A 16,872-nucleotide genomic window follows, 5' to 3' on the forward strand; every position below is an offset into this window, starting at 1 on the left:
GATCAGTTCTTGGGGAGGGTGTTCACGAACGTGGTGTTGGCGGCGTAGAAGCCGCCGACGGCCTTCTCGACCTCGGCGAGGGGGACCTTCTTGTCGGCCTGGTAGTAGAGCCAGTTGACGTTCATGTCCCAGGTCCGGGTGCTGGTCACCGCCGTGGGGAGGTCGATCAGCCAGGAGCTGAACCGGATGCTCAGGGGCTCGCGCGGGTAGGACTTGCTGCCGCTGCTGTACAGGGTCTTTCCGTCGACGGAGTAGGTGACCTTCCCGGCGTCGGCGGTGAGCATCAGGGTGTGCCAGCCGGCGACGCTCTTGTTCGTGGCGAGGGTGTCCCGGTCGTTCTGGGCGGCGCTGCGCCAGCTCGTGGTGTCGAGCCGGGGGCCGGGGGCGCCCCAGCCGCCGTTGGGCATGTACTCGAAGTCCAACTCGCTGTACTTCTTCGAGTTGTGGTCGGGCGAGATCGCGTAGACGGTCTGGATGATGTGGTCGCCGTCGCGGCCGTCGGTGGGCTTGTCGCTGAAGAAGACCCGGGCGGCGATGGTGCCGTTGAGGGACTCGCCCGCGGTGCGTCCGACCTCGACCTGCTTGGTGCCCTTGGGGGTGCCGTCGGTGGTGACGCGCAGCCGCATGGCCTGGCCGCTCTGGGCGTCGGCCACGGTGGGGAAGGAGAGGCCTTCCTTGGACCAGGTGTCGCGGATGCCGGGGCCGCCGCCGTCGGTGCGGACGGTCCAGCCGTGTGAGGCCAGGGCCGGGTCCTCGGCACCGGTGTAGTGGAAGGCGTCGAACAGGACGCCGGGTGGGCCGGGCGGGGCGGTGGGCGTGGGGACGGGAGTCGCGGCAGGGGCCTGCTGCTTCTCCGCTCCGTGGGCGGCCGCCGGTCCGGACGGCTTGCCGTCGGACGCGCAGGCGCCCGCGCCGACGGCGAGCATGACCAGAGGCAGGGCGGTCCCGAGTGCGGCCCGCGTGCGGGTGTGCGGGGTGGGACGGGTCACGACTGCTCCTCCGAGGGGGATGCACAGGGGGATGCGGAAGGCGTCAGTACGTACACGCTTCGCATCGGATCGATCAATTCGGGCTCATCTTATCCATGCCCTTGACTCCTCTTTTAAGGTGCTTGAACGAGGTTGGATCGGCATTAATGCCTCCCAGAGGCAGGTGGGGGAAGGAATGGATATGTGGTGTCGGCCACGTTCGCGGACGTTAACGCCGGGGGTGATCTGTCCGATTTGGCGTCCTTTGGCTGAGCGTCTGAGCAGCCGATATCACGGTGGGGGAGCGTGTGGTCGCGCTGCGTTTCCCCCGCTGGGGTGTGTCGCGCCGGGCCGTTGAACCATCTACATTTTGGGGCGATATCCTCTCCCGGACCATCACAGGATGCACACAGAGTGAACGGCGTTGACTACCGCGCCGTCAAAACGGGGGAGTTCGTACCGTGTCAGGTACCGCCGCGCCCAGCGCGCCCATCGAGGAGGCCCGGTCCTCGCGCAGCCGGCACCGTCGGGGTCGGGTGGCCCCCGCGGCCGGCACCGCCCTCTACGACACGGTGATCCTCGTTCCCGCCCGGAACGAGGAGGTCGGCGTCCTGACGTCGCTGGACTCCCTGGCCAAGCAGAGCCGGCGCCCCGACCTCATCATCGTGGTCGTCAACAACTCCACCGACCGCACACGGGAGTTCGCCCAGCGGTTCGCGGACGACGAGCGCACCCCGCCGACGGTCGTGCTCAATCTGGACAACAACCCGCACAAGAAGGCGGGCGCCCTCAACCACGGACTGGAGTGGCTGCGGGAGGCGGTCGGCGGACGCCTGACCGGCGCGGTGCGCCACGTCCTGGTGATGGACGCCGACACCGAACTGCACCACCGGTTCATCGAGCGGGCCCGCAACGTCATCTCCTCCGACCCCGAGCTCGGCGGCGTCAGCGCCTCCTGTCTCGGCCGCACCGGCCTGTGGCGCAACCCCTGGCAGCGCTACCTGCTCGGCATGCAGATCATCGAGTACGGCCGGGCGGCCAGTGCCCGCTACCGCGCCGACGTGCACACCATGTCCGGGGCCGGCAGCTTCTACCGGGCCGAGGCGTTGCAGACCCTCATCGACTGGCGCGGCGAGGTCTTCTGGGAGGACCACCGCAACCTCGTCGAGGACTACGAGACCACGCTGGCGCTCAAGGAGTCCGGCTGGAAGGTCACCGCCAACGAGCTGTGCATCGCCTACACCGACCTGATGCCCACCCTGCGCGAGCTCATCCAGCAGCGCGAACGCTGGTCCCGGGGCACGGTCGACACCCTGCGCGCCCGCGGCTGGACGAAGTTCACCTGGCACTCGATCAGCACCCTGATCATGGGGCTCATCGCCTCCGCCTACATCCTCGGCTGGGGCACCAAGCAGGTGGCCGCGATGGCGCGGTTCGGCGTCAGCCACGCGCCGCTGTTCTGGGCGATGATCGGCTTCTGGGTCCTCTACCCGGCGCTCCGGGTTCGCAAGCTCGGCCCCAAGGCCATGATCGTCGAGGCCCTGCTGATCCCGGAACTCGTCTTCACGGTGGTCCGCACCTACTGGCTCGTCTCCTCCGTCATCAAGTCGTACATGACACGCGTCTCCGCGTGGAAGTAGCCCGAAAGAACACCATGAACGTCTTCAAAGGCCTGGGCGTCTGCATCCTCCTGGCGGCCGTCACCGTCGCCATGACCCAGGTGCCCAACGCCGACCTCGTCCTGTTGGTCGTCAGCGTCACCATCATCAGCATCTCCATCGTCACCTTCGGGGCGTCCGTCCGCCGCAGCCGCCGGGACCGCCGCCTCGCCGGCGGCGGCCGCCGCCGGGCCTGAGGGGACCTGACCGGTCGGACAGCCCCGCCGAGCGCGTTCGACGCCGAACGGCCACGGCCCGCGCTGCGGGGCCGTGGCCGGAGGGGGCTATCGGGCGGTCGTGGCGGACGGGGTCTTCTTCCGGGCGCGGTAGGCGGCGGCCTTGATCTTGTTGCCGCAGGAGTCCATGCCGCACCACTGGCGGCGCATGCCCCGGGAGCGGTCGATGTAGACCCGGGTGCACTCCGGGTTGCCGCACTCCTTCAGCAGGGGGACGTCCGGGCCGCTGAGGAGTTCGACCGCCTGGCGCGCGACGGTTGCCAGCGCCTGCTCGGGGGTCGCCTCGTTGTGCCGTCCGGTCAGGGTGAGCTGCGGTGTCACGGGCGGTTTGCGCGCGGCGCCGTTGAGTACGGCGAGTGCCTCGCGGTCGAAGGGCTCGCCGAGCCGGCGGTTGGTGATCAGCCGGTAGACGGCCTCGCGGACGGTGGTCGCCTCGCGGACGTCCTGCTCGTCACCGGGAGTGATCGTGTCCACCAGGCCGCAGTCCAGGTACCAGGCGTTCAGGCGCTCCGGCGTCACGAACATCTCGAACCGGACCGTGCGCCGTGCACGGAGCGTAGCGGCGAAGTCCAGGGCGGGGTGCCCGCAGACGAAGACATGGTCAAGGTTCACATCACCATGCTGGCAGGTGACTGTGCCGGGGGGCAATGACGGGTGGCGCCCGCCGGGTCGAGCCGCAGCTCGCGGCCCTGCCAGCGTCGGCGCAGCCAGCGGTCGTGGCTCGCGAGGACGATCGCGCCGGGACCGGTGCCGAAGGCCTCCTCCAGTTCGTCGCAGAGGCGCGGGGAGAGGTGGTTGGTGGGTTCGTCGAGCAGCAGCAGCCGGGGCGGTTCGGCCACCAGGAGCGCCAGTGCGAGCCGGCGGCGCTGCCCGACGGACAGCCGGCCGACGGGTTTGTCCAGGTCCGCCGCGTGCAGCAGGCCGAGCGATCCCAGCGGCACCCGCTCGGCGCGCGCCGCGCCCAGCGCCTGCTCGTAGGTGTCGCGGACGGTGCGGTCGGGCCGGTCGAACTCGGTGTCCTGGGTGAGCAGTCCGACCGTCAGTCCGGGGTGCCGGTGCACCGTGCCCTCGGCCGTGAGGTGGCCGGCGAGTACGGCGAGCAGCGTCGACTTGCCCGTCCCGTTGCCGCCCGTGACCAGCAGCCGGTCGTCCGGGGCGACGTCCAGGCTTTCGAGCGCGAGCCGGCCGGGCACCCGGAGGTCCCGGAGCGACACCAGGGGCCGGAGGCCCTCACCGGTGTCGGACGGCGTGTGGGTGTCCGCCGCCAGGGCCGCGACGGCGAACCGCAGCGGGCGTGGCGGTTCGGGGACCTGCGCGCGCTCCAGCTCCTCCAGTCGGCGGGCGGCGTTGCGCACCCGTCGGGAGACCTGGTTCTGCACCCGGCCCGCCCGGTGGCCGTAGCCCATCTTCTCGTTGTCGCGCGGCCCCCGGTCCGGTGCGACCAGGTGCGCGGTCACGCCGGCCGCGTGGCGCAGCTGCGTCAACTCCTGCTGCTCCTCGGCGAATCGCCGCTCCCAGCGGTCCCGCTCGGCGCGCCGCTCGCCCAGGTAGGCACTGTAGTTGCCGCCGTAGCGGACCGGTCCGTCCACCGCCGGGTCGAGGTCGATCAGGTGGGTGCAGACGGCGTCGAGGAACGCCCGGTCGTGGGCGGCGACGACCACGGTGCCGGGCAGTGCGCGGACCTGCTCCTCCAGGAAGGCGGCGGCGCCGTCGTCGAGGTGGTTGGTCGGCTCGTCCAGCAGCAGCGCGGACGGCCGTCGGACCAGCAGCGCCGCGAGGGCCAGCCGGCCGCGCTGCCCGCCGGACAGCGAGCCGAGCGTGCGGTCGTGCCCGAGCGGGCCGAGGGCCGGCGAGCCGAGGCCCAGCCCGTCGAGGACCAGGGCGGCACGGCGGTCGGCGTCCCAGGACTCCCGGTACCGGGCCTGTTCCAGCCGCCTGCCGTAGGCGTCCAGGAGTTCCGGGTGGCCGGGGTCGGACTCCGGGAGCCGGGCGATCTCCGCGCCGAGCCGGTCCAGTTCCAGCAGGTCCTCGCGGGCCTCGCGCAGCGCGTCGTCCAGGACGGCGGCGACGGTCGCGGCGGGGTCGAAGGGCATCTCCTGGTGCAGGAAGCCGAGGTCATCGGGGCGGGAGACGCTTCCCGCGTCGGGTTCGTCCACGCCGGCGAGCACCCGCAGCAGGGTGGACTTGCCGGCGCCGTTCTCCCCGATCAGGCCGATCCGGTGGCCGGGGGCGGCGGTCAGGCCGACGCCGTCGAGGACGCGACGACCGCCGAGGACGCGGACGAGGTCATGGGCGAGCAGGGCGTTCTGGGGCAGGGGGAACACGGGAAACCTTCCGACGTGAGGGGGTGGGCCCGCCCGGACACCGAGCCTCGGGCGGGCCGCGTCACACGGCGGCGGGTCACACCGCGGGCGCCCCCGTCTCCCGCAGCGTGCCGTCGGCCAGCCGGAGCCAGCGGTTCACCCCGATCTCGGCGAGGAAGCGCTCGTCGTGACTGACCACCAGGAAGGCGCCCTGGTACGAGTTCAGCGCGCTCTCCAACTGCCCGGCGCTGACCAGGTCGAGGTTGTTGGTCGGCTCGTCGAGCAGCAGCAGCTGCGGGGCCGGCTCCGCGCACAGCACGCAGGCCAGGGTGGCGCGCAGCCGCTCGCCGCCGGAGAGCACCCCGACCGGCAGATGGGCGCGGGCGCCGCGGAACAGGAAGCGGGCGAGCAGGTTCATCCGCTCCGTCTCGGGCCGCTCCGGGGCGAACGCGGCGAAGTTCTCCGCCACGGTGCGGTCGAGGTCCAGCAGGTCAAGGCGCTGCGAGAGGTAGGCGATTCGCCCGTCGTTGCGCTTGATCTCCCCGCTGTCCGGGGTGAGTTCGCCGGTGACCAGGCGCAGCAGGGTGCTCTTGCCCGCGCCGTTGGGCCCGGTCAGCGCGATGCGCTCGGGGCCGCGGACGCTCAGGTCGACGCCGCCGTCGGCGAACACCGGGCGGCCGGCGTGGTGGACCTGCAGGCCCTCGCCGAGGAAGAGGTTGCGCCCGGCGGGCACCTGGGTGTCGGGCAGCTCCAGTGAGAGCCGCTGCTCCTCGCGCAGGGCGCGCCCGGCCTCGTCCAGCCGGGCCTTGGCCTCGCCGACCCGGGCCGCGTGCATCTGGCCGGCCCGGCCTGCGGACTCCTGGGCGCCGCGCTTCATGTTCCCGGCGAAGATGCGGGGCAGGCCGGCGCTCTTGAGGTTGCGGGCGGCGTTGCTCTGACGGCGCTCGGCGCGTTCGCGGGCCTGCTGCATCTCCCGTTTCTCCCGCTTCAGCTCCTGCTCGGCGTTGCGGACGTTCTTCTCGGCGACCTCCTGCTCGGCCCGGACGGCCTCCTCGTACGCGGTGAAGTCACCCCCGTAGAAGCGCAGTTCGCCGTTGCCGAGCTCGGCGATGTGCTGCATCCGGTCGAGCAGAGCGCGGTCGTGGCTGACCAGCAGCAGGCAGCCGTTGAATTCCCCCAGCACGTCGTAGAGCTTGTGCCGGGCCTCCGCGTCGAGGTTGTTGGTCGGCTCGTCGAGCAGCAGCACGTCGGGGCGCTTGAGCAGCTGGGCGGCGAGGCCGAGGGAGACGATCTGGCCGCCGCTGAGCGTGCTCAGGCCGCGGTCCAGGGTGAGGTCGGTCAGGCCGAGGCGGTCGAGCTGGGCGCGGGTGCGCTCCTCGATGTCCCAGTCGTCGCCGATGGTGGTGAAGTGCCGTTCGTCGACGTCCCCGGACTCCACGGCGTCGATGGCCCGGATGACCGCGGCGACGTCGAGCACCTCGGCGACGGTGAGGTCGGAGGTCAGGGGCAGGCTCTGGCGGAGGTAGCCGAGCCGCCCGGTGACCGACACCGAGCCGGTGGCGGGCTTGAGATCGCCGGCGATCAGCTTGAGCAGGGTGCTCTTGCCGGCGCCGTTGGGGGCGACCAGGCCCGTCCGGCCCGCGGGCACGGTGAAGGACAGGTCCTGGAAGACCGGGGTGTCGTCGGGCCAGGCGAAGGAGAGGTTCGAGCAGACGACGGCGGCGTTGGACACGTTGGACATGGGGATGACCTCGAAGGGATGAGGGCAGGAAGGTAGACCTCTGCCCTGGGCAGACGTGCGGAGAAGGGGTGCGACGAAACGGACCACCTCGGCGGCGCTCCTGAAGCACCGGCCGGTGGCCGTCAGATCCGGATCTCACCCGGAGATGTCGTCGTCACCCGCCACGTCTGCCACTCCTCGATCACACGACTACAGGTCGCTGCGACTGTAGCAGGCACCGCCGACAGCCGGCAGCGGATATGTGCGCGCCCAGCGGGCGGCGGCCGGCAACTGCCCTCTGCCACGGCTCCTTTCGCTCAGGCTCCCGCACCGGCCGGTGCCGCCGGGGCCCCTTCGCCGTCTCGTTGACAGGCTGGGCGCGACCGTGCCAGCATCATCACCGGCTGAACCGGTGACGTACATGAGAGCGGCTCGACCCGGCGCACGCGGGAGAGCCGCCCCTGCGCGCCGACTTCTTGAGTCAAATCTCGGCTGATCACCGCCATCTGCGGCGACTGCCCGAGGGGCGTCGGCCCGCAGCCGTCACCGGTCGGATCGTCACCACCTCGACCGGAAACACCTTGTCCTTCGACCAGCCCTGCCCGGCCGCCCCGCACACGCTCCTTCGCGGCCGGGCGCACGCCCACCTTTCCCCTGGACGGATACCCATGAAGAGATTCCTGATCGTGCTCGCGACCGGCGCGGCGCTGGCCGCGGTGCACCTGCCGGCGGCAGTGGCGGAGACCCCGTACGGCTCCCTGCCCGCGCCGTCCGGCTGTTCGGCGCCGGCCGTGCGGGCCCCCGCCGGTACGGCGGTGGAGTCCGTGACGGCGGCCCGCCGGGAGGGCGGGACCATAGACGGAACCGGGGTGGTGGGCGGCACGGTCACCGGTGTCCCCGCCTTCTGCGAGGTGACCGTCACCCTGACCCACCCGGGCGACAACGACCATGCGAGGGTGCGAACCTGGCTGCCCGTCAGCGGCTGGAACGGCCGCTTCCAGGCGCTCGGCGGAAGCGCCTTCGCCGCCGGGGACAACGGCGTCGGGATGGGCACCGCGGTCAAGAACGGCTACGCCGCGACCACCACCGACGGCGGGCTCGCCGATGCCGTGGACGCCGACTGGGCGCTGAACGCGAAGGGCGAGGTCGACACCGCGCTGCTGAACAACCTCGCGTCCCGCTCCCAGCACGAGGCGGCGATCGTCGGCAAGCAGGTGGTCGCCGCGCACTTCGGCAGCCCGGCCTCCTACTCCTACTTCAACGGGTGCTCCACCGGCGGGCGCCAGGGTTACCTGGAGGCCCAGCGCTACCCCGACGACTTCGACGGCATCCTCGCCAACGCGCCCGCCGTCAGCTGGGACGAGTTCGAAGTCGCCACCCTGTGGCCGCAGGTGGTCATGAACAACGAGAAGACCTACCCGTCCGCCTGCGCGTTCAAGGCCTTCACGGACGCCGCCGTCGCTGCCTGCGACCCGCTCGACGGCGCCGAGGACAAGCTGGTCAACGACGCGTCGCGGTGCGACTTCGACCCGCGCCGGCTGATCGGCACCACGGTGGTCTGCGACGGGAAGGAGCTGACCATCACGGCCGCCGACGCCGCCGTCGTCCGCAAGATCTGGGACGGTCCGCGCACCGCCACGGGCCGCAGGCTCTGGTCCGGCGTCCCGGTCGGTGCCGACCTGGCGGGGCTGGCCGGCACCACCGCGCCCGACGCGGACGGCCAGGTGCGGGGCGCGCCGTTCCCGGTGCCCCGGCTCTGGGTCACGAACTGGCTGAAGAAGCAGCCCTCGTTCGACGTCTCGACGATCACCTACGACCAGTTCACCCGGCTGTTCGAGCAGTCGCGGACCGAGTACGGCCGGATCATCGGCACCGACGACCCCGACCTGTCCGCCTTCCGCGACGCCGGCGGCAAACTCCTGACCTGGCACGGCCAGGCCGACCAGTTCATCCCCGCCCAGGGCACCGTCGACTACCGCCGGCAGGTCGAGCGGACGATGGGCGGCGGCAAGCGGGTCGACGACTTCTACCGCCTCTTCCTCGCCCCGGGCACGGCCCACTGCGGCCTCAACAAGGGCGGCGGCACGACCGACGACCTCGCCGCCCTGACGGCCTGGGTCGAGCAGGGCAAGGCGCCGCAGACGCTGCCCGCCACGCTGCTCGACGCCACCGGGCGGAGCGTCGACCGCGACCTGTGCCGCTACCCCGAGGTGTCCCGCTACCGGGGCCACGGCGACCCGGCCGCCGCCTCCAGCTTCCGCTGCGTCCTCCCCTCCCGGCACTGATCCCTGCCCGGCACTGATCCCCTGCGGTGCCGCCCCGGCCCGGCCCGCGCCCGACGGCGCGGGCCGGGCCTTCGCACGTCGTGCGGGGGCGGGCGGGGGATGGCGAAGGGGCCGACAGCGGGTGCTGTCGGCCCCTTTCGGGAGTGGATCAGTCCGTGCGGTGGATCACCGGACCCGCAGCGGCCCCGCGAAGGACTTGCGCAGGGCCGGCGGAGCGGCGACGGGGAGCAGCGCGGCGAGCATCCTGCCCTTGAGGGTGCTCGGCTGCCGCGTCAGCTGGACGTCGACCCGGGTTCCGTCGCCCTCGGGGGTCATCCGGAAGACCCAACCGCCGCCCGGGCCGAAGAGCTTGGAGTCGAGGGTGGTGACGGTGACGGTGCGGCCGCCCGGTTCCCACTCGTAGCGGGCGCGCTCCCAGGCGGCGGCGGTTCCCTCGGTGACCTCGGCCCAGGTGTCGCCGAGCGCGTGGACCTCGAAGTGTTCGGCGTCGATCGTCGGCCAGGCCTCGGCGCGGGAGGGGCCGAAGTCGGTCAGCACCGCCAGGACGTCCTCCGTGCCGAGCGTGGAGACGAGATGGAAGCGTACGACTGCCATGGTGGGTGTCCTCATCGGTAAGTAACTGCTCCAGCCGGTGACGACAGGTTTCCACGCGCCTGCGTCACCTGTCAAAGGGGTGACGACATCAGGACATGCGTGGGCGCGGCGCCCGAGGAGGCGGGCGCCGCGCCGGGAGGTGTTACGCCTGGAGGACCCGGTAGCTCAGGGCGGTCCGCGGGAGGTTGGCCTGGGCCAGCGTTCCGCTGAGCCACCCGGGGCCGTTGCAGTCGGCCTCGGCGTACAGCGCCAGCGTGGTGCCCCCGTTGGCGATCTGCACCGAGCGGGCGCCGGGCCACAGGGTGTGGCAGGTGCCGAGGTCGGTGAGGTCGACGGTGGTGGCGAACCCCTGCCCGTAGGTGGAGGAGTAGAGGCGCGCGCCCGGCTGCAGGGGTGGCCAGCCCGCGGCGTCGGCCGTCCCGGCGCCGAGCCCGACCAGGGTCGCGGCCAGGGCTGCGGCGACGGCTGGGCCGCGGAGTTTCGTCTCGGGTGTGAACATGCGATCCGCCTTCTCGGGTGGGAGGGAACTGCCGGATCGGCCGGTGGCTCGTCGGGCGGTTCCGGCTCGAGGGAAGATCATTGCATCTTCAACAAAGCGCCGCGAGGGCAGAATCGGCCAAGCGCGCGCAGGCGGGAGCGATAGGCGCGTTCTCGTCACCGCCTTGACAGGTGACTGTGCGGAATGCACCCTGAAAGCCGCCCGCGATCGCCGACGAGGAGAGTGGCCATGGCCGAGCGGCCCGCAGTCGATCCCGCCGCCGAAGCGCGGCACGCACGCTACGGAACCCTTCCCGAGCGCATCCGCTTCGAGGACATGACCGAGGAGGCGGCAACCGGCCCGGGCAGCGCGGCGAACACCGCCCACGACCCCGAGCGCTCCTGGACCTTCTACAACTGCCTGGCCGTCGACCTGGCCCCGTAGCTCCGCAGCCCCGAAGCCCCGACTTCCCGCAGACCGACGCGCCGGTGGCGCCTTGTGGGACCTCGCGGGGAGCTGACAGTATCTCAGGTCGCGTACCCGGGCCGATGCGGACGTGTCTCCTCCCGGGGCGCCGCGGAGGAGGAGGCGGGATGGCACGGGTGAACCTGCGGGCCGCGTTCATGAGCGGGCTGTCGTCGACCGTGACGGCGCAACAGGTCTTCACCAACCGGGTCGACGAGGTGGCCGCCTTCGAGCGGTCGGTGGAGCGCCTGGGGCGGACGCTGGAGGAGGCCGAGGTGTCGCCGGTCGTGGACCGGGCACAGGGGCGCCGGAACGTCCTGACGCTCTACGGGGTCGGCGGGATAGGCAAGTCGACGCTCTCCCACGAGCTGGAGCGCAGGCTGCTCGCGGCCGCGACCGCCGAGGGGCGCGACGACGTGGTGGCCGTCCGCGTCGACCTCGCCGAGGACGGCGCCTGCGACATCGAGGGCCTGCTGCTGCGCCTGCGGGCTGGGCTGGGCCAGTTGGGCAGCCGCTGGCAGGCCTTCGACCTGGCGCTCGCCTCGTACTGGGCCCGCGCGCATCCCGGCGAGGCCCTCCAGGACTTCCTCGACGCCTCACCGGCCCTGCGCCGGGCCTCCCGGGGCATCGGCCTCGGAGACCAGATCGCCCAGACCGTGCAGGACCTCGACCCGGCCGGCCTCGGCGGTCTGACCGGACTGGCGCACCGGGCGGCCCTCGCCACCTACCGCGCCGTGCGGGACCGGGTCCGCGAGGGGCGGCTGCTGGCCGACTGCGAGCTGTTCGCCGAACTGGTCGAGGCCGACGCCGACTACGAGACGCTCTCCTACTTCCCGTACCTGCTGGCCTGGGACCTGGACCGGCTGCCGCCCCGGGGCCGGCCGGTCCGGCGGCCCACCGTGTGCGTGTTCCTCGACACCTTCGAGGTGGTCAACGGCCGTGCCGACCGCACGGTGGAGCGGCTGATCCAGCGGTGCGCGTACCTGATGCCGAACGTGCTGTTCGTGATCACCGGCCGCAACCGGGTCGACTGGGCCGACGCGGGTGCGGGCGGCGAGCTGGACTTCACCGGCCCGCAGTGCTGGCCCAACCTGCACTACAGCAACGACACCGAGGAGCCCCGCCAACACCTCGTGGGCTACCTGTCGGACTCCGACGCCGACAGCTACCTCAGCGAGGCGCTCACCCGGGACGGCGAGCCGGTCATGCCCGCCGAGGTCCGCCGGCGCATCATCGCGGGCGGCCAGGGGCTGCCGCTGTACCTGGACCTCTCGGTGTCGCACTTCGCCGCGCTCCTCGCCCGCGGCGGCCGGCCGTCGCCGGCGGACTTCGGCGGCACCTTCACCGCGGTGGCCACCCGGTCGATCCGCGACCTGCCCCGGGAGGAGCGCGACCTCGTCCGGACCGCGGCGCTCATCGACCGGGTCGGGGCGGAACTGCTGCGCGCCGGGCAGCCCCACGTCTCGAACGGCAGCGTGGCACGGTTCCTGCGCAGGCCGTTCCTGACCCACGACGACGCCTACGCCCTGCCGTACGCCCTGCACGCGGCGCTGCGCCACGCCATCGGCGAGGCCGACCGGACGCTCCCGGACGGCTGGACCGACCGGGACCGCAGCGAGGTCGCCGCCCGACTGCTCACCTGGCTGGGCCGGCGCGTCGGGCCGTCCACCGGACGGGTCGCCATCGCCCAGACGCTCGAGACCGGCCTCAAGCTCTCGGCGGCGTACGGGGTCTTCGAGGACTGGATGGCCCGCGCCACCCAGCGCCTCGTCGAGGCGGGCCAGTGGGCGGAGCTGGGCGCCGGGCTCGCCACCGACCCGGCCGGGACACCGGAGTACCGGGCCGTGCTCGCCGCCGTACGGGGCGTCCAACTGCGCCGCACGGGCCGTGCGGCGGAGGCGGTCGAGCTGCTCGGCGGAGCCGGGGAGGGCGTGCGGCTCGGCAGCCCGACGGCGCAGCTGGTGCGCATCCACCTCGCCCACGCCCTGCGCAACCACGGCGACTACACCGAGGCCGCGGAGATCTACCGCAGCCTGCTGGAGGGCGAGTTCGACGCGGCGGCCCGCTACTGGCTCTGCGACTTCGACTACCTCAACGGGCGTTTCGGCACGGCGCTCGGCTCGCTCCGGGAGCAGCGCAGCCGGGGCCCGGAGGACGAGGGCGAACGGCTGCGGCTGATCGGGCACATCTGGCGGGTGAACGCCCGCTTCGACGAGGCGACCGCCGTCTACGTCGAGGCGATCGACCTGGCCCGGCGGGAGGGCCTCGCCGCCGCGGAGGCGAAGGCGCTGGCCAACCTGGCGCAGACCGCCTGCTGGGCCGGTGACACGGCGGCGGTCGCGGACGCGGCGGCCCGGGCGAGGGACCTGCTCGATCTCGTCCCCAACCCGGTCGAACTGGTCAAGATCCGCTCGGCCGAGGCGGTCGCGCACGCGGTGGCCGGGGAGGCCGGGGCCGCCGTGGAGGCGGTCAGGAGCACGCGGCAGCTCGCCGACGGCATCGGCTACCGCGGCGGCCACAATCTGGCCGACGTGGCCCAGATCCTGATCGGGGTGCTCGGCGACGACCGGGACGGTGCCCGCCGGACCCGGGCCGAACTCGACGCGCGGACCCGCAGGTCGGGCGGCAACACCTACTGGGTCCCGATCGTGACCAGCTGGCTCGAGGGCGTCCCGAAGGCCGCGGAGCACGACCCGCGGGTCGAGTGGGTGGACGGGCCGGCCGAGTCGTTGGGCCGCTGGGCGGAGGTCGCCGCGCGAGGATGAGGCGTGGGGCCCCGGTGGGCGGGGCCGGTACGGACGAGGGGAAGAGCGAAGATGGCCCAGCAGGAGCACGCCGACCCGGAGCACACCGACTCGCCGCACGTGGACCCGGTGCGCGTCGGGCTGGTGGGGCTCGGTGTCATCGCCGGGACCCACCTCGCCGTCCTCGCCGAACGGCCGGACGTGGAGCTGGAGTTCACGGTCGACCCGAAGGTGGTGGAGCCGGTCGTGTTCCGGGGCGGGAAGCCGCCGCACTACGGCGACCTGGGCAGCGCGCTCGCCGGGCACCGGCCGGACCTGCTGGTCCTCGCCACCCCGACGCCGACGCACGCCGAGCTGGTGACCGAAGCCCTGCTGGGCAGTACGGCCAGGATCCTGGTGGAGAAGCCGCTCGTCCACGACCGCGCCTCCCTCGCCGCGCTGCGCGAGCTGGACGGGACGGCCGACGTACGGGGCCGGGTGTTCACCGCACACCACTTCGCCTTCTCCCCGGAGGTCGACTGGGCGGCGGAGCTGATCGCCGCGCACCCGGACTGGGGGCCGGTCACGACCATCACCTCGGCGTTCTACGACCCGTACGTCCTGCGCGGACCGGAGGCCTTTGCCTCGTACGTCTCCAGCTGGACGGACTCGGGGGTGAACCAGCTCAGCATGCTCACCCGCTTCGTCGACCTCGTCGGCCTCACGTCGCTGCGGCAGACCGACGGCGGCGCGAGTGCCTGGTGCGTCGTGGAGTTCCGCTCCCGGGGCGAGGCGGGTACGGCCCGGCTGCGCAGCAGCTGGCTGACCGGCTCCAGCAGCAAGGAGAGCAGCCTGGTGCTCGGCCGCTCCGGGGTGGAGGTGTGGATCGACCACACCGCCATGACCGGATTCGCCGCCCGGGGCGGCGAGTTGCTGGCGGCCTTCGGCAACGACGGCAGGACCGGGCGGAAGGTCGCCCACTACCGCCCGCTCTACGCCGGACTGCTCGCCGGGCGGCCCGGCCCGGTGCTCGGCTTCGAGGCGGCGGCGGTGATCAGCGAGATCCACCGGGGGGTGCCCGAGGCGGAGTAGTGCCCGAGGCGGGGTGGTCAGGGGGTGGGGTGGCCGGTGAGGTGGGCGAAGACGTCGTCGAGGGTGGGGCGGCGCATGGTGAAGTCGGCGACGGGGATGTCGGCGCGGCGCAGGACGGCGGCGACGGTGGCGATGTCGTTGAGGCCGTCGTCGAGGGGGATGGAGAGCCGGCCCTTCTGGGTGTCGACGGTGGGTTCGGCGGTGAGGGCGGGGCGGAGGGCGGCGAGGGCCGGGGTGACGTCGGCGGGGGAGGCGACGGTCAGCTCCAGCCATTCGCTGCCGACCTTGCGCTTCAGTTCGTCGGGGGTGCCGTCGGCGATGACGCGGCCGGAGTCGACGACCACGATCTGGTCGGCCAGGTAGTCGGCCTCCTCCAGGTACTGGGTGGTGAGGAGCACCGTGGTGCCGCCGTCGACGAGTTCGCGGACCTGGCCCCAGAGTTCCATCCGGCTCACCGGGTCGAGGCCGGTGGTGGGTTCGTCGAGGAAGAGCACCGGGGGCGCGGTGATCAGGCAGCTGGCGAGGTCGAGGCGGCGGCGCATGCCGCCGGAGTAGGCGCGGGCGGGGCGGTGGGCGGCGTCCGCGAGGCGGAAGCGTTCCAGGAGTTCGTCGGCCCGGCGGCGGGCCTCGCGGCGGCCGAGGTGGAGCAGGGTGCCGAGCAGGACGAGGTTCTCGCGGCCGGTCAGGACCTCGTCCACGGCGGTGTACTGGCCGGCCAGTCCGATCCGGCGCCGGACCTCGTGCGGTTGGCGGACGACGTCGTAGCCGGCCACCTCGGCGTGGCCGCCGTCCGGGGTGGTGAGGGTGGTGAGGATCTGCACGGTGGTCGTCTTGCCGGCGCCGTTCGGTCCGAGCAGGCCGAGGACGGTGCCGGTCCGGACGCCGAGGTGGATGTCGGCGATCGCCACGACGTCCCGGTGGCGCTTGTGCAGGCCCTCGGCGCGGATGGCCATGTCCATGTGGGGCTCCCGGTCGGTGGCGAGGAGGGGCGAGGCAAGAGGGGCAAGGGAGGAGGGGCAAGGGGGGAGGAAGGGGAGGGGAGGGAGGGGGAGGGTCAGGCGGTGAGGCGGACGGGGAGGCTGCTGTAGCCGTGGACGAAGTTGGAGTAGAGCCGGACCGGTTCGCCGAGCAGCTCGATCCCGCCGACGGTGCCGCGCAGGGCGGCGAGCATCGCCTCGACGTGGGTCCGGCCGAGGAAGGCGCCCAGGCAGAAGTGCGGGCCGTAGCCGAAGGCGACGTGCTTGTTCGGGGTGCGGGCCAGGTCGAAGCGGTTCGGCTGGTCGAAGACCTCCTCGTCGAAGTTGGCCGAGCTGTTCCAGAGCGTCACGACGTCGCCGGCCCGGATCGTCCGGTCGCCGAGTTCGACGTCGGTCAGGGCGCGCCGGCCGAAGTGCATGGCCGGGGTGGTCCAGCGCATGACCTCCTCCACGGCCGGCTCCAGCCCGACCGAGCCGTCCTTCAGCGCCCGCCACTGCTCGGGGTGCCGGGAGAGGGCGATGAGCGCGCCGATGGAGGACATCCGGCTGGACTCGTCGCCGCCGAGGATCAGGCTGTAGCAGTTGAAGACGACCTCCTCCTGGCTGAGCGGCTCGCCGTCGACGGTGCCGGTCGCCAGGGCGCTGATCACGTCGTCGCCGGGGTGCTTGCGCCGCTTGGCGGCGAGGTCGGAGAAGTAGAGCAGGATCTCGTTGCGGGCCAGCCACTCCTCGGTCGCGGTGTGCTCGGCGCTGGTGCGGGAGAGGGTCTGGGTGTTCCAGTGGACGAGGCGCTCGCGGTCCTCGACCGGGACGCCCATCAGGTCGCCGATGGTGTTGATCGGGATGTGGTCGGCGAGGTCGGTGACGAAGTCGAAGGAGCCGCGGGCCAGGCCCTCCTGGAGCAGCGCGGCGGTCCGTTCGTGCACGCCGGCCACCACCGGGGCCAGCACCCGGGGCGAGAAGGACCGGAGCATCAGGTTGCGGATCTCCCGGTGCCGCGGCCCGTCGGTGACGGCGAGCATCCGGCGGGAGGCGGAGTCCTCGCCCTGCAGCAGGGTGGCGAGCACGTTGCCGCGCTCGGAGGTGAACCGCCTGTTGTCGCGGTAGACGGCGAGTACGTCGGCGTGGCGGGAGACCGCCCAGAACGGCGGGCCCTGGTCGGTCGCCGGGTGCAGGTGGACGGGCTGTTCGGCGCGGAACCGGGCCCACATCGCGCGGACGTCGAGGTCGAGGTAGGTGTGCGGGTCGGTGAGGTCGATCGTGGCGAGGTCGACGGTGGCCAGGTCGACGGGCGGGGAGGCTCCGTCGACCGTCGGGGGCTGGAGGGGCATGGTCGGCCGTTTCTGTGACGGGGGCGGGTCAGGAGGACGGCG

Annotated in this window: 14 protein-coding genes; 6 read left to right on the forward strand and 8 right to left on the reverse strand. The window is 72.7% G+C overall.

What is annotated here, in order from left to right; translation table 11 throughout:
• Nucleotides 1-2 precede the first annotated feature (2 nt).
• Nucleotides 3-989, reverse strand: a complete 987-nt coding sequence (locus ACFVXH_RS13770; protein WP_387823052.1) for a glycoside hydrolase family 16 protein — start codon at nt 987-989, stop codon at nt 3-5.
• Nucleotides 990-1,429: 440 nt separating this feature from the next.
• Between ACFVXH_RS13770 and ACFVXH_RS13775 the strand changes: the two genes are divergently transcribed.
• Together ACFVXH_RS13775 and ACFVXH_RS13780 are read left to right on the forward strand one after the other, a co-directional pair.
• Nucleotides 1,430-2,608: a glycosyltransferase family 2 protein gene (locus ACFVXH_RS13775; protein ID WP_079272107.1), complete on the forward strand. Its 1,179-nt coding sequence runs from the start codon at nt 1,430-1,432 to the stop codon at nt 2,606-2,608.
• A gap of 14 nt (nt 2,609-2,622) precedes the next feature.
• Nucleotides 2,623-2,823, forward strand: a complete 201-nt coding sequence (locus ACFVXH_RS13780; protein ID WP_074002423.1) for a hypothetical protein — start codon at nt 2,623-2,625, stop codon at nt 2,821-2,823.
• Between the two features lie 87 nt (nt 2,824-2,910).
• Here ACFVXH_RS13780 and ACFVXH_RS13785 read toward each other — a convergent pair whose 3' ends face one another.
• The 3 genes from ACFVXH_RS13785 to abc-f form a co-directional block, all read right to left on the reverse strand.
• Nucleotides 2,911-3,474 carry a CGNR zinc finger domain-containing protein gene (locus ACFVXH_RS13785; protein WP_380741129.1) on the reverse strand — a complete coding sequence of 188 codons (564 nt, stop codon included), beginning with the start codon at nt 3,472-3,474 and terminating at the stop codon, nt 2,911-2,913.
• A complete protein-coding gene (locus ACFVXH_RS13790; RefSeq protein ID WP_387823569.1) occupies nt 3,471-5,177 on the reverse strand; it encodes an ABC-F family ATP-binding cassette domain-containing protein in 1,707 nt (568 codons plus the stop codon). The genes ACFVXH_RS13785 and ACFVXH_RS13790 overlap by 4 nt, the downstream gene beginning before the upstream one ends.
• A gap of 85 nt (nt 5,178-5,262) precedes the next feature.
• The gene (gene abc-f / locus ACFVXH_RS13795; protein WP_049649298.1) at nt 5,263-6,897 is read right to left on the reverse strand and encodes a ribosomal protection-like ABC-F family protein; all 1,635 of its coding nucleotides are present in this window, start codon (nt 6,895-6,897) and stop codon (nt 5,263-5,265) included.
• Nucleotides 6,898-7,553: 656 nt separating this feature from the next.
• On the opposite strand from abc-f, the gene ACFVXH_RS13800 reads away from it, so the two are divergent.
• The gene (locus ACFVXH_RS13800) at nt 7,554-9,170 is read left to right on the forward strand and encodes a tannase/feruloyl esterase family alpha/beta hydrolase (RefSeq protein ID WP_387823057.1); all 1,617 of its coding nucleotides are present in this window, start codon (nt 7,554-7,556) and stop codon (nt 9,168-9,170) included.
• 165 nt (nt 9,171-9,335) lie between these two features.
• Here ACFVXH_RS13800 and ACFVXH_RS13805 read toward each other — a convergent pair whose 3' ends face one another.
• Nucleotides 9,336-9,764 (reverse strand): hypothetical protein, encoded by a 429-nt coding sequence (locus ACFVXH_RS13805; protein ID WP_049649284.1) that lies wholly within the window; start codon nt 9,762-9,764, stop codon nt 9,336-9,338.
• A gap of 142 nt (nt 9,765-9,906) precedes the next feature.
• A complete protein-coding gene (locus ACFVXH_RS13810; RefSeq protein ID WP_074002427.1) occupies nt 9,907-10,263 on the reverse strand; it encodes a hypothetical protein in 357 nt (118 codons plus the stop codon).
• 228 nt (nt 10,264-10,491) lie between these two features.
• On the opposite strand from ACFVXH_RS13810, the gene ACFVXH_RS13815 reads away from it, so the two are divergent.
• From ACFVXH_RS13815 to ACFVXH_RS13825, 3 genes are all read left to right on the forward strand, one after another.
• Nucleotides 10,492-10,686, forward strand: a complete 195-nt coding sequence (locus ACFVXH_RS13815) for a hypothetical protein (protein WP_074002428.1) — start codon at nt 10,492-10,494, stop codon at nt 10,684-10,686.
• A gap of 149 nt (nt 10,687-10,835) precedes the next feature.
• Nucleotides 10,836-13,472: a tetratricopeptide repeat protein gene (locus ACFVXH_RS13820; protein ID WP_387823061.1), complete on the forward strand. Its 2,637-nt coding sequence runs from the start codon at nt 10,836-10,838 to the stop codon at nt 13,470-13,472.
• A 51-nt stretch (nt 13,473-13,523) separates the two neighbouring features.
• Nucleotides 13,524-14,522, forward strand: coding sequence for a Gfo/Idh/MocA family protein (locus tag ACFVXH_RS13825; protein ID WP_387823064.1), 999 nt, complete (start codon nt 13,524-13,526; stop codon nt 14,520-14,522).
• A 17-nt stretch (nt 14,523-14,539) separates the two neighbouring features.
• Here ACFVXH_RS13825 and ACFVXH_RS13830 read toward each other — a convergent pair whose 3' ends face one another.
• Both ACFVXH_RS13830 and ACFVXH_RS13835 read right to left on the reverse strand, forming a co-directional pair.
• A complete protein-coding gene (locus tag ACFVXH_RS13830) occupies nt 14,540-15,481 on the reverse strand; it encodes an ATP-binding cassette domain-containing protein (protein WP_117487111.1) in 942 nt (313 codons plus the stop codon).
• Between the two features lie 95 nt (nt 15,482-15,576).
• On the reverse strand, nt 15,577-16,830 hold the full coding sequence (locus ACFVXH_RS13835) for a cytochrome P450 (protein ID WP_387823068.1): 1,254 nt from the start codon (nt 16,828-16,830) through the stop codon (nt 15,577-15,579).
• Nucleotides 16,831-16,872: the final 42 nt, after the last annotated feature.

The sequence above is a fragment of the Kitasatospora sp. NPDC058184 genome, from assembly GCF_042883725.1.
GTDB lineage: Bacteria > Actinomycetota > Actinomycetes > Streptomycetales > Streptomycetaceae > Kitasatospora.